The sequence below is a fragment of the Thalassospira sp. UBA4513 genome, assembly GCF_002388495.1.
In the GTDB taxonomy this organism is placed as follows: Bacteria; Pseudomonadota; Alphaproteobacteria; order Rhodospirillales; family Thalassospiraceae; genus Thalassospira; species Thalassospira tepidiphila.
The window spans coordinates 3,023-16,000 of the sequence record NZ_DGMR01000022.1 but is presented as its reverse complement, the minus strand read 5'-3'; the positions used below and the strand labels follow the sequence as shown (position 1 = coordinate 16,000).

At 54.1% G+C, this 12,978-nt stretch carries 10 protein-coding genes and 1 pseudogene; 5 read left to right on the top strand and 6 right to left on the bottom strand.

What is annotated here, in order from left to right; genetic code table 11:
• Nucleotides 1-575: pseudogene (locus B2T33_RS08520) on the top strand (aromatic ring-hydroxylating dioxygenase subunit alpha); the annotation flags it as partial.
• Nucleotides 576-727: 152 nt separating this feature from the next.
• Nucleotides 728-1,762, top strand: a complete 1,035-nt coding sequence (locus B2T33_RS08515) for a TRAP transporter substrate-binding protein (RefSeq protein ID WP_063088737.1) — start codon at nucleotides 728-730, stop codon at nucleotides 1,760-1,762.
• Nucleotides 1,763-1,911: 149 nt separating this feature from the next.
• On the opposite strand, the gene B2T33_RS08510 is transcribed toward B2T33_RS08515, so the two are convergent.
• The 4 genes from B2T33_RS08510 to trxB form a co-directional block, all read right to left on the bottom strand.
• The gene (locus B2T33_RS08510; protein ID WP_008889506.1) at nucleotides 1,912-2,382 is read right to left on the bottom strand and encodes a Dps family protein; all 471 of its coding nucleotides are present in this window, start codon (nucleotides 2,380-2,382) and stop codon (nucleotides 1,912-1,914) included.
• 860 nt (nucleotides 2,383-3,242) lie between these two features.
• Entirely contained in the window at nucleotides 3,243-4,676 is a 1,434-nt protein-coding gene (locus B2T33_RS08505) for an adenylate/guanylate cyclase domain-containing protein (RefSeq protein WP_286791680.1), read from the bottom strand.
• Between the two features lie 874 nt (nucleotides 4,677-5,550).
• On the bottom strand, nucleotides 5,551-6,483 hold the full coding sequence (locus tag B2T33_RS08500) for a LysR family transcriptional regulator (RefSeq protein ID WP_063088740.1): 933 nt from the start codon (nucleotides 6,481-6,483) through the stop codon (nucleotides 5,551-5,553).
• A 331-nt stretch (nucleotides 6,484-6,814) separates the two neighbouring features.
• Complete coding sequence (trxB, locus tag B2T33_RS08495; RefSeq protein WP_286791679.1) at nucleotides 6,815-7,765, bottom strand: thioredoxin-disulfide reductase; 951 nt, start codon at nucleotides 7,763-7,765, stop codon at nucleotides 6,815-6,817.
• 345 nt (nucleotides 7,766-8,110) lie between these two features.
• On the opposite strand from trxB, the gene B2T33_RS08490 reads away from it, so the two are divergent.
• The 3 genes from B2T33_RS08490 (at nucleotide 8,111) to B2T33_RS08480 (ending at nucleotide 10,821) form a co-directional block, all read left to right on the top strand.
• The gene (locus B2T33_RS08490) at nucleotides 8,111-8,596 is read left to right on the top strand and encodes an Lrp/AsnC family transcriptional regulator (RefSeq protein ID WP_008889517.1); all 486 of its coding nucleotides are present in this window, start codon (nucleotides 8,111-8,113) and stop codon (nucleotides 8,594-8,596) included.
• Nucleotides 8,597-8,962: 366 nt separating this feature from the next.
• Nucleotides 8,963-9,340, top strand: a complete 378-nt coding sequence (locus B2T33_RS08485) for a hypothetical protein (RefSeq protein WP_286791678.1) — start codon at nucleotides 8,963-8,965, stop codon at nucleotides 9,338-9,340.
• Between the two features lie 17 nt (nucleotides 9,341-9,357).
• Nucleotides 9,358-10,821: a methyl-accepting chemotaxis protein gene (locus B2T33_RS08480; protein ID WP_286791677.1), complete on the top strand. Its 1,464-nt coding sequence runs from the start codon at nucleotides 9,358-9,360 to the stop codon at nucleotides 10,819-10,821.
• Between the two features lie 137 nt (nucleotides 10,822-10,958).
• Here B2T33_RS08480 and greA read toward each other — a convergent pair whose 3' ends face one another.
• Together greA and carB are read right to left on the bottom strand one after the other, a co-directional pair.
• Nucleotides 10,959-11,432 carry a transcription elongation factor GreA gene (gene greA / locus B2T33_RS08475; protein WP_008889520.1) on the bottom strand — a complete coding sequence of 158 codons (474 nt, stop codon included), beginning with the start codon at nucleotides 11,430-11,432 and terminating at the stop codon, nucleotides 10,959-10,961.
• A 103-nt stretch (nucleotides 11,433-11,535) separates the two neighbouring features.
• On the bottom strand, nucleotides 11,536-12,978 hold a 1,443-nt coding region (carB, locus tag B2T33_RS08470; RefSeq protein WP_286791676.1), incomplete at its 5' end, for a carbamoyl-phosphate synthase large subunit.

Genomic DNA, 12,978 nt, shown 5'->3' with positions numbered 1-12,978 from the left:
TGGTCGATAACCTGATGGATCTGAGCCACGAAACCTATGTGCATCCATCCAGCATTGGTCAGCTTGAAATCACCGAAAGCCTGCCGCAGACACGATCCGATGACGAAAGTGTCACGGTTGAACGCTGGATGGAAAACATTGTGCCGCCGCCGTTCTGGGCCAATAACCTGAAATCCAAGGAAGTCTGTGACCGCTGGCAGATCTGTACCTTTACCCTGCCATCCAATGTGATGATCGATGTCGGCGTTGCGCTTGCCGGGACCGGTGCGCAGCAAGGTGATCGATCCAAGGGTGTGACCGGCATTGTCGTGAACTGCATGACGCCGGAAACAGAAACCACGTGTCGCTATTACTGGGGCATGGTGCGCAACTTTGACATCGATGATAACGGCCTGACCCAGAACATCAAAGATGCGCAGGCCAAGGTGTTCTATGAGGATCTTGAAGTTGTCGAAGGTCAGCAGGCCAACATGCTGCGTCATCCGGAACGCAAGCTTTTGAACTTCAATATTGATGCGGGCGGTGTGCGTGCACGGCGTCTGATTGATCGGGCACTTGCTGCTGCTGCGGAATAACCAACGCATAAAAAGACAAAGCCGGATCCGAACCGGTCAAAGAACGCTACCAAAAGAGAGAGACGCTCAGTGCTGTGAAACACCGCGCCAAAACCGTGCCAAGCGGGCGGGGGTGCTGAGCGCATTTTCAGGGAAAACGTCTGAGGTTGAAAATGTTAAAACGCCTGTTTGTATCGGCAGCAGTTGCTGCTGGCTGTTTGGCAAGCGCGCTTTCTGCGCAGGCCGAACCGGAATTTACCTTCGTTTTGGAACATGTGCTGGGGCCCAAGGCAACGGCACAGGCCAAATTCCTTGAGCCATGGGCCCAGCGGATCGAGGAACAATCTGACGGTCGCATCAAGATCGAGATTTATCCGGCGATGGCGCTGGGCGGCAAGCCAACCGAGCTTTACAGCCATATTCGCGATGGTGCGGTTGATCTGGGGTGGAGTGCACTTGGTTATACGCCGGGTGTCTATCCGCGCAGTGAAGTGTTCGAGTTGCCGTTTGTTCATACCGGCAGTGCGGCCATCACCAACATGGCCATTCAGGATATCTATGAAGAGCACCTGTCGCAGGACTTTGACGATATCAAGCCTTTGCTGATCCATGTCCATACCGGGCAGGCGATCTTCACCACCGAGAAAAAGATCGAAAGCCTTGCTGATGTCGAAGGCATGAAACTGCGGGCACCGTCGCGCACCGGCGCCTGGATGCTCGAAAGCTGGGGCGCACAGCCGGTCAGTATGCCGGTGCCAGATTTGCCGCAGGCCTTGTCGCTTGGTGTCGTGGATGGTGCGTTGATCCCGCATGAGGTTGCCATTCCGTTCAAGATCCCGGATATGACCCAGTATGCCATCGAGGGGGATCAGGGTGTCCGTTTTGGCACGCTGGTCTTCATGTTTGCGATGAACAAGGATCGCTATGAAGCCCTGCCAGATGATCTGAAGAAGGTTATCGATGATAACTCTGGCCAGAATATCGCCCGTGAAATTGGCGAGGCATGGGACGCAATTGAACCCCGTGGTGAGGAGATCTTCGCCAAATCGGGCGAGTTGGTGACGCTTTCAGCCGATGAAACCGCAAAGTTCGCCGCAAAGGCCGATGAAGTGATTGATCGCTGGATCGCGGAAATGAATGACAAGGGCGTCGATGGTGCCGCCATCGTGGCCGCCGCACGCGCGGCGATTGCCAAACACAGCCAGTAAGTAGCTTTCAGCCCGCTGATCGGGTTGCTCCTTTCCCGGTCACAGGCATCGTGCGTCGCAAGGGTGTGGTGTTCTTGTGACGCACATATATAAAAAACGGCCCGGAATGTTCCGGGCCGTTTTGCGTTGGGGACGCGAAAAGTCGGTGCTTAGCCTTCAAGCAGGGAACGCAGCATCCAGGCGGTTTTTTCATGAACCTGAATGCGGGCGGTCAGAAGGTCTGCAGTGGCGTCGTCATCCGAGCTATCGCAAATCGGATAGAGCGAACGCGCGGTCTTGATCACGGTTTCATGGCCTTCGACCAGTTGCGCAATCATGTCCTTGGCGGCAGGCACGCCCTTTTCTTCCTTGATCGCTGTCAGTTCGCCGTAGGCCGAGAAGCTGGCCGGGGCATAGGCGCCCAGCGAACGGATGCGTTCCGCAACTTCGTCAATCGCGGTCGCCAGTTCGGTGTACTGCTCTTCGAACATGGTGTGCAGGGTCTGGAACATCGGGCCGGTGACGTTCCAGTGGAAATTGTGCGTTTTTAGATATAGCGCATAGCTGTCGGCCAGAACGCGGCCAAGGCCGTCGGCGATAGCGGTACGGTTGGATTCATTGATGCCAATATCGATCTGCATATCTATCTCCTTTCGCCGCTTTCAAACCAAGCGGGCTAATGTGCTCTCTTTGTCTTGAAGAGAGTATGGGTGATAACTCTTAATTACACCAATTGATTGTTTAACTGTTTGCGATAGGGCAATTCTATTACAGAAAGTAGGGATATTTCAGTGAGCCTTCAGTGTGGCTAAAACCGGTCGTTGGTGTGTCGCGAAAATCCTAGTCAAAAAAAGAATATCAGATATTTTGGTGTGAGGTAGCATTTGCTGGACTCAATGAAATCAATGGGTTGAGTTTCATATGCCTTTATTGGAACACAATTCGCCCTGAAATGGCCCAATGTGACCTGTTTTCCCGCCTTGATTTCCGGGCATATTCACAACTGTCAGTCGAGGACGTGGTCAGCAGTCTCTGTCCCCCCTCACGATACTGGCCCAAATGGTTTCAGGTTGTTCCCCCACCTGAAATACCCCGGCTGACTTGGTCTCCCCAAGACCATGAATGACCCCGAATAGATTGGGGCGGGTTTTATCCCGCCCCACTTTTTTGTCCGGATGGCGGGGCAGCAAGATCACCCCATATCAGCGCCGCCGCAATTGCCCCAATTTGCCCCCAAATGGTCATCAGACACCGTATTTTGAGCCGCATTTCAAAGGCATATTCCTAACTGTCGGATGCGAAAACTTCGATGCCGTGCCCCTCCCTCACGGCGCATCGAGGCCCGGAACGGACGCCCTTATCCCCCAAGGCGTCATGCACCCCACGGGCAAGGCAGCGCATCTGACAGGTCTCCCCAAGACCATCTGTCCCCAAAGCCCGGGCGAGCTTACAGCTCCCCGGGCTTTTAATTTGTCCGGGATGTGCCGTTCGGTAACGATTTTCAGGCGCGCGATGCCGTTTGGCGGGCCGTGTCTTGCACTGGCGTGTGACCGGTGATTTTGATTGGTGTGAGCGAGAAGATCTTTGTCGGGTTTTCCCGACCCCGCACCGTGACATCGCCGCGCGGCGTCCATGCCGGAATATCGTCGTGGTTGCCGCACGCACGGACTGTATCCTCTGTTGCAAGGATATAGGTGCCGAACTCCTTGTTCAGTGCCTCAAGCCGGGATGCGATATTGACGTTGTCACCATGCACCGTAAAGGTCAGGCGGCTTTCAGAGCCGACCGCACCCAGAACAATTTCGCCGGAATTGATCCCGCAGCGGGTTTTCAATTGCCCGCCATGAGAATAAATGCGCCGATTGGCGAGTTCCTGAATGGCAAGGGCGGTGCGCACGGCGTTGAGTGCATGATCCGTATCGGGGGTCACGGCGTTAAAGGTGATCAGCATCGCGTCGCCTTCAAACTGGGTAATAACCCCGCCGAAATGCGAAATCACCGCGTTGGTTTCGGTGAAATATTCATTGAGCATGGTGGCCAGTTCTTTTGGCGCGAGCTTTTCGGCGATTGATGAAAATCCTTCGATGTCGGTAAACATTACCGTCGCGTTGACTGCTTCACCGTCGCCCGGCCGGATCTGTTGTTCGGCATGGGTGATGCGATCGGCAATTTCGGGCGACACAAAGCGCGACAGATCGCGCGCGGCTATTTCATCCGTGACAGCCCGGATAAACGATCTTTTGGCCCGCATCACGGCGACGGTCAGAACAGCGGTAACCAGCAAAATTGCGATAATCTTGTCAATTTCCGCCCCGATCAGGATCGAGTTTGAGGTCAGGTAAGTCACATAATCACGCGTGATCATGCTTTTGCCGCCCTCCGACCAGATGACATAGCCGGTCAGGATGATCCAGCCTGCCGCCGCTGTCCCGCCAGCTATCAGGATATAGCGCGGATCAAAGCGCAGGCTGCGCAGGGCAATGAAGATGAAGACATAGAGCACGGTCGGTGCTTTGAGATAGAAGCTTGCCGGCTGCATGTACTGGATATGGAAGCTCCAGATCAGGACCATCAGAAGCCCGATATCGGCGATGACTGAGGCAGTCAGGAACCAGGTCGATAGCTTGTTGCGATAGGTCAGGGCAAGGCGTTTGAGGGTAAACAGGTAATACAGCCCCAATGCCCATGGCACAGGATGGATGCCATCGGACATCACGGTTTTGGGGGAGATGGCATAGAGGCTTGCAAAGATCGTTACCAACAACAGCTGAACCCAGCCGATCAGCTTTTCGCTTTCATATTGTTGTTTTTCGATCGCGCTCTGGACGCGCTCTGGCAGGTGACTGTTGGCATTCTTGCCAAACAGGAAGGCGCTCAGCGTGCTTTTCATGGAGCCGATGTCCCGATCATGCAGATGGGTGTCCTTATTGGACACATTGATTGCCCATAGTGAAACCAAGGACGGCACTTGCCAAGTCGAGATCGGGTGATGGTTGATCACAGCTGCGTGCGAGCAGGCGCAATGGGCAGAAGGCGAGGAGGCGATAAAGCAAAAAAAAAGCCGGGCAACAAATGTGCCCGGCAAGTTTATCAGGGAGGCTTCACGTCTGGGAGACGTAGGACCCTTCGCAGGGCCCTGGGTAAGCCGGACAGGGCGTCCGGCTAAAGACCGACATAATCGGTCAGGGAGAAAACTCTGTACCGCGGTGCGGAGTGTTCCGCTGCGGTTCGAGGGAGAAGATAGCGTTTTTGACGATAATGACCACTGCCAAATTGCTTTTTCAGCCATGCATTTTCTGCATAAATATATGGGGACGTTTAGAATGATGTCAAGTATTTGATATTTATACGATTTTACGAGTTCGTTCCGACGGTTTTCTGGCTAGATCACTGTTTGCGGGGATAATTCATTGTGCAGGGGCACAAAAAAAAGCCGGTAGCGGGGGAGCTACCGGCAAGATCAACAGGGAGGCTTACGTCTGGGAGACGTAGGGAATCTCTTGAAGATTCCAGACCGGATATCGTTCCGGCGGACGGATCGTCCAAAGATCAGGAAGCCGGAGCAAGCTCGCTTTGTGCGGATGCTCACAACTTATGATATGAATATAAGTGATCCTTGGGTGGACCAAAAATAGAATGACTACAAGTCAACCATGCGTCAGGCGCATGACAATAAAATGTCAGCAATTTTAAGACATTATGGCGCGACTGATATTTGATGTGCCCCGATATTGGCAAAACACCCCATAAACGCCAACAGCCCGGCAGGGCCGGGCTGTTGCAGAATCGGATAAACGATGTCCGGGATTCTATTTCTCGGTCGTGGCACTTGCGCTGGCGGCTGCCGCGGCCTTTGCCTTGACCTTTGAAATTTCCTCGATCAGGAAATCACGGAACACCGCGATACGTTTGGAATGCCGCAGTTCTTCCGGATACACGAAATAGGCATCGAAGCTTGGCCCTTCGAGTTCCGGCAAAATGCGGACCAGATTGCTGTTGGTTGGCAGCAAGTAATCGGGCAGTGCCGAAATACCAAGGCCGGACTCGGTGGCGCGGAAAATGCCATAGATATTATTGAGCTTCAGGATCGGGCGCATGTCCGGTTTGAACTGCTGTGCGGTTGCCATCATCCAGTTGACGTTGGAAACCGGCGGACGGGCATCCGCGCCATAGATGATCAGGCGATGGTCCTTGAGCTCTTCGGGTGTTTTGGGCATGCCGTGTTGCTTGATGTATTCCGGCGATGCAAACACGTGATAGCGCAGCGTCATCAACTGGCGCTGAACCAGGTCGGCCTGACGGGGTGGTTGCATGCGGATGGCAACATCGGCCTCGCGCATGGCAAGGTCGAGTTCCTCGTCATTGAGCACCAGCGACAGTTCGATTTCCGGATACCGTTCAAGGAACTCGTTGATGCGCGGTGTCAGCCAGGTCGAACCGAAGGCAACGGTTGTCGTGACCTTGAGCGGACCGCTCGGCCGTTCCTTTGATTCGCGAATGCGGGCCTCTGCCATCGAAAGCTTGGCAAAAACATCATGTGCCGTGCGATACAGCAACTCGCCCTGTTCTGTCAGGATCAGGCCACGCGCATGGCGATGGAAAAGCGGGACTTTCACGCTTTCTTCGAGTGCGCTGATCTGTCGGCTGACGGCCGACTGGCTCAGATTAAGGTTTTCCCCTGCGTGGGTGAAGCTCCCGGCTTCGGCAACAGCGTGAAAAACACGCAGCTTGTCCCAGTCCATAGACCTGCTCCTAGATGTCACCAGCGCACGGTCGATGCGCCAGACCCCTGATAATTGTTCTCTTCTTTTATGGCCAATTTGGTTTCCACACTATTAAGTGCGTCACAGGCTTTGACCAAGTACATGATTATTCAATCAATATGAGGCCTGTGACGTTTTCTGCAAGAAGACATTTTCCCGCAAACACCATGGGATGTTGCAATTTTCGGTCCAATGTCAGGCAATTGGCGGGATCGCGGCAGGTTGGAGTCATTAAAAAAGGGGACGCAATAAGCGTCCCCTTTGCTGTTTACATCGTGCGTATCGGGCCACAGGGGCCCATGCACGGAAATCAGCCTTCGTGTTCGGCGATGAATTTTTCGGCTTCAAGGGCGGCCATGCAGCCCATGCCAGCGGCGGTCACCGCCTGACGATAGACTTTGTCGGTCACGTCGCCTGCGGCAAAGACGCCTTCGATATTGGTCACCGTGCTGCCCGGCTTGACGAGGATATAGTTCTCGTCATCCATGTTGACCTGGCCTTTGAACACGGCCGTTGCCGGATCATGGCCGATGGCAACAAAGAAACCGTCCGCCGGGATATCAAGCAGCGCATCGGTTTTGACATTGCGAACGCGCACACCTTCAACACCGTCCATCGGACCGTCGCCGCCGAGAATGTCTTCAACCACGCTGTCCCAGACAACCTCGATCTTTTCATGCTTCAGCAAACGGTCCTGGAGCATTTTTTCCGCACGCAGTTCATCGCGGCGGTGGATCAGGGTGACCTTGGAGCAGATACCTGCAAGATAAAGGGCTTCTTCAACCGCGGTGTTGCCACCACCGACAACCGTGACTGGCTTGTTGCGATAGAAGAAACCATCACAAGTCGCGCAGGCCGAAACGCCACGGCCGTTGAACTTCTCTTCGCCCGGAAGGCCAAGCCAGCGTGCCTGTGCCCCGGTCGAGATGATTACCGTGTCTGCGATATAGGTGTCGCCGGAGTCGCCTTTGCAGACGAAAGGACGTTTGGAGAAATCGACTTCGGTGATCAGGTCATGCACCATTTTGGTGCCGACATGCTCGGCCTGTGCCTTCATCTGGTCCATCAGCCACGGACCCTGAATGACATCCGCGAAGCCCGGATAGTTTTCGACATCAGTTGTGATCGTCAACTGGCCACCCGGCTGAAGACCCATCACCATCATAGGTTCAAGGTTCGCGCGCGCGGCATAGATCGCTGCGGTGTACCCGGCAGGGCCGGAGCCAATGATGAGGACTTTGGTCTGATGTTCCTGGGCCATGTTCTTTGTATACGTCCGAGATGAGTAAAAACAGAGATCGAACATATGGGCAGTCCGGGCAAGACGCAACCGCTTCACGCAAAGTTTGAGCACCTTGTTTCGCGTTTTTTGAATGGTGAAATTTTACGTTTGAAACAGGTAGTTTCATTGTGGCATCGAAGCGCATCGGAATGGTCGTGCAGGATGGCGGAAATTTGCGCCAAAAAGCAGATTTTTCAGCGTTTTCAGTTACGGCATCCAAGCACAAGATTGCATTCTGATGCGGATTATATTATTGCCAGCAACTTGCCTCGCTGTAATATTGTTTCAATCGGGGTAAGTTTCGCGCACAGAATCGAGGAATAAATGCAACGGGTCAAACTCGACAAGATCGACCGCAGAATTTTGCGCGATCTGCAGGAAGATGGCCGCATGACCAATGTGGAACTTGCACGCCGTGCAGGTATTTCAGCGCCCCCCTGTTTGCGTCGTGTGCGCGCACTCGAGGAAACCGGTTTCATTCAGGGCTATCATGCCGATGTGGATGCTCAGGCGCTGGGCTACAACGTGACTGTGTTTGCAATGGTCGGGCTTGCCAGCCAGGCAGAACATGATCTGCGTGCGTTTGAAGCCCGTGCGGCCGCTTGGCCGGAAGTCCGCGAATGCCACATGGTGGCGGGTGAAATGGACTTTCTTCTGAAAATCGTCTCGCACAGCTGGGATGAATATCAGAAATTCCTGACCACCGAACTGACAGTTGCCGAGAACGTCAATCACGTTAAGTCGGCACTTTCGATTCGCACTGCGAAAAACATGCCCGGAGTGCCGATCGATATTGAGGTCGAAGACTGATTAGTCAGTTTTTACGACATCTGACATTCCTGACGAACCCAGCAGAAACCGGCGCCAAGAAGCGCCGGTTTATTTGTTTTGCGCCATTTTATCGTGCGAGCAATCTAATCAATCCTATTTGACCTATGCATATTGCTATGTGCCATTGCGCCTGATCAAAGACGCCATTTATTTGGCAGTTAACATGATCCGCATCAGATGATTTGCGTAAATAATCCCAGATATCCGGCGTTTCTGCCGATTTCAAAGAACATTGTCTCTAGGGCGTAGAAACATCTCGCCGAGTGTCCTTGTTGCTTGCCGGTATAGTGCATACATAAAGAGTGCCTATCCATTCGAGATCAGTTTTATATTTTAGGATAGTAATTGGAATTATTTCAAAAACATACGGAAGTGACGCCAAGATTGTCTTCGGAAGAAGATGGCTGGCGCGGGATTGTGCCAACCGGACTGTTTGCCTTTGCGGGTTTGGTGCTGCTTGTGATTCTGTCCTATCGCCCTTCTGAAGCGCTTCAGGGGGTCGGGATGGTGTTCCCGTTTGACATGACCGAGGCGGAGATCCTTGAACGGGTGGGTGCTTCTGGCGGTCGCGTTACGAGGTTCGGCGGTTTTGGGCATATGGCTGTTGTCGTGCATGACGATGGTGTGGTGCCAGAAGCCGACGATTTCGGTGCTTTGTTTACCCTTTCTCCCTTGATTGCGTCGGTCTGTTTTGATGCTGACGCCAGCAAAAATGCCTTTTGATAATCGGGTTTGAACCTATGGAAAAGTTAGTCGAAATTCGCGCGAATGCGATCAAGGCCTTGTTCGTCATTCTAGCAATCCATATTCCGCTAAGTGCAGTCGCCGGATATTTCGCCAGCAATGATGCGGTTTCGCCCTTGATCGCCAGTGCGATTTTTGCGGCTGTCGCCTTCGTCGTTTGCCGTGCGGCCGGACCGCAGGCCCAGATTTCGCGCTTTATTGTTTCTTCTGCAATGATTTTGCAGGTCGCGGTACTGGTCTATGCCTTCCGCGGACATGAATGGCAGATCGACATTCATATGTATTTCTTTGCAGCACTTGCTGTGCTTGGCGCGCTGGTGTGCTGGAAAACGATTGTTGTTGCAACCGGCGTGATTGCGCTGCACCACCTGATCCTGAATTTTGTTGTGCCCTATTGGGTCTTTCCGGAAGGTGCCGATTTCTTCCGTGTGGTTTTGCATGCGGTGGTGGTAATTGTTGAGGCCGGGGTTCTGGTCTGGTCGTGTAAAAGCCTTTATTCGACGTTGGCGCATGCCGATATCGCGCGCAGCGAAGCCGAAGAGGCCGCCAAATCTGCACAGGATTTGTTGGCCCAGAACGAACAGCTTCGTAAACAGCGCAACATTGAACGTGATAACTTCAAGCGCGAACTGGCAGATCAGATCACCAGGATGATTGGGAAATCTGCCGGTGCTGTGGATGCGGAATCGGTTCAATTGCAGAAGCGTGCGCAGCGCCTTAATGATCGCGCACGCACGGGCCGTGAAGCATCGCTCGGTGCGGTTCATGCGTCCGAGGAAACATCGCAGAATGTTCAATCAGCGGCCTCAGCCGTGGAAGAAATCAACGCATCCGCCGACGAGATTTCGCGTCAGATCGTGCGCGCCCGTGAAATCACCGATAACGCGGTTGCGCGTTCGTCAACCGCAAGCGAGCGGATCGAATGGTTGTCCAAGGCGGCCGAGAAAATTGGTGAAGTCGTCAACCTGATTACCGATATTGCGTCCCAGACCAACCTGCTGGCACTCAATGCCACGATTGAGGCGGCGCGTGCCGGTGAAGCGGGCAAAGGTTTTGCGGTTGTGGCCAACGAGGTCAAGAACCTTGCCAACCAGACAGCACGCGCGACCGACGAGATTGCCCAGCAGATTTCTGAAATTCAGGCGGCGACGGGGGATTCCGTTTCGGCCGTAAACGGGGTTTCGGAAACCATTGGCGATTTGGTTGAAGTCACAACCACGATTTCAGCGACGATGGAACAACAGCAAGGCGCAACGCGCGAGATTGCGCAAAGCCTGAATGTCACGGTTGACGCAACCCGCGACCTTTCGGACCTGATCCATCAGCTTTCTGAAATTTCCGATCAGACCGGGGAAACCGCAACAGAGCTTTTGGGCAGTGCGGATCACCTAGGTTCGGAAGCGTCCGACCTGAACCAAAATGTTGAAGAGGTTCTCGATCAGTTGGCGAAATCGGGATAAATCGCAATACGCGTCCCAACCTGCGAAAAAAGCCGGGCATTTGCCCGGCTTTTTCTTTGTCTGTGTCTCGTATGAAATTCTGAAATGAAAAAGGCCCGGGAATGCCCGGGCCCTGATACGCATCAGTTGTTTCCCGGTCAGGAAAAATCGACCTTGAGAATTTCATAGCTTTTGGTGCCGCCGGGCACGGTGACTTCCACAGAGTCACCGACCGACTTTCCGATCAGCGCACGGCCGATTGGCGACGTGGTCGAGATACGACCAGCGTTGATGTCGGCTTCGATCGGGCCAACCACCTGATAGGTGGTTTCCTCGTCGGTGTCTTCGTCAACGAGCTGAACCTTGGCGCCGAATTTCACGACATCACCCGCAAGGGATTTGATGTCGATAACTTCGGAGCGGCTGAGCACGTCTTCGAGCTCGGCAATACGACCTTCGCAGAAACTTTGGCGTTCGCGTGCGGCATGGTATTCGGCATTTTCCGAAAGATCGCCATGCTCGCGGGCATCCGCGATGGCCTTGATGATTTCAAGACGTTCGACGGACTTGCGATGCTTCAGTTCTTCTTCGAGACGCTGATGCCCCTGGGGGGTCATTGGTACTTTTTCCATCGCGCTCACAGCCTATTCTTATTAGCGGTCGATACTACAAAATCAACCGCCCGGCATCCCGCCGGGCGGTCTGAATTCTTCCGTCAGGTTCAGATTAAGAACCTTAGTACTTGTCCCCAAGATATTCCTGAACGGGACGGACTTCAAGTGCGCCGCGTTTCAGGTTGTCGATGGCGCGCAGGGTAGCGCGGGCACCGGCGACAGTGGTGTAGTACGGGATGTCATCGGTAAGCGCAGTACGGCGGATCGAGAAACTGTCGACCACGGCCTGCTTGCTTTCGGTGGTGTTGAACACCAGCTTGATATCGCCGTTCTTCATCATGTCCACGATATGGGGACGTCCTTCCTGTACCTTATTGACCGGGGTGACGTCTAGCCCTTCTTTTTCAAGAGCTTCTGCTGTGCCATGGGTCGCAACGATGCCAAAGCCAAGCGCAATGGCGTCGCGCGCCAGTTGAACAGCAGCAGGTTTGTCATAGTTTTTGACCGAGATGAAGATCTTGCCTTCAAGCGGAAGCGTATGGCCTGCGGCCATCTGTGCCTTGGCAAAGGCGCGACCGAAATCGGTGTCCAGACCCATGACTTCACCGGTCGAACGCATTTCCGGGCCAAGCAAGGTATCAACGCCCGGGAAGCGATTGAACGGAAGGACCGCTTCCTTGACGGCGATATGCTTGAACGGACCGTGATCAATTTCAAAGTCGCCGAGCTTTTCGCCGGCCATGATGCGTGCACCGATCTTGGCAATCGGGTTGCCGGTTGCCTTGGCGACGAACGGCACCGTACGCGAAGCACGCGGGTTCACTTCGATCAGATAGATGATGTCATCCTTGATCGCGAACTGAACGTTCATCAGGCCAATAACGTCAAGTGCCTTTGCCAGCTGAACAGTCTGTTCCTTAAGGCGTTCGATCATCGCTTCATCAAGCGAGTAGGGCGGCAGGGAGCAGGCCGAATCCCCGGAATGGATACCGGCTTCTTCGATATGCTGCATGATGCCGGCGACAAAGACGTTCTCGCCATCAGATACCGCGTCAGCATCAATCTCGATCGCGTCCTGAAGGAAGCTGTCGATCAGAACCGGGCTTTTGCCGGAAACCTGAACCGCTTCGTGCATGTAGCGCAGAAGGTCTTCGGTGGTGTGAACGATTTCCATCGCGCGGCCACCCAGAACGTAGCTTGGGCGGATGACGATCGGGTATCCGATGCCCTCGGCGATTTTGACGGCTTCGTCGACGGAACGCGCAATGCCGTTGGCCGGCTGACGCAGGCCAAGCTTGTTGATCAGGGCCTGGAACCGGTCGCGGTCTTCGGCAAGATCGATGCTGTCCGGGCTGGTGCCGAGGATCGGAACGCCAGCCTTTTCAAGGGCCGCAGAAAGTTTCAGCGGGGTCTGGCCACCATACTGAACAATCACACCCAGCAGTTCGCCGTTGCTTTGTTCAAGCTGGCAAAGCTCGATCACGTCTTCGGCGGTCAGCGGTTCGAAATACAGACGATCCGAGGTGTCATAGTCGGTTGAAACCGTTTCCGGGTTGCAGTTGAC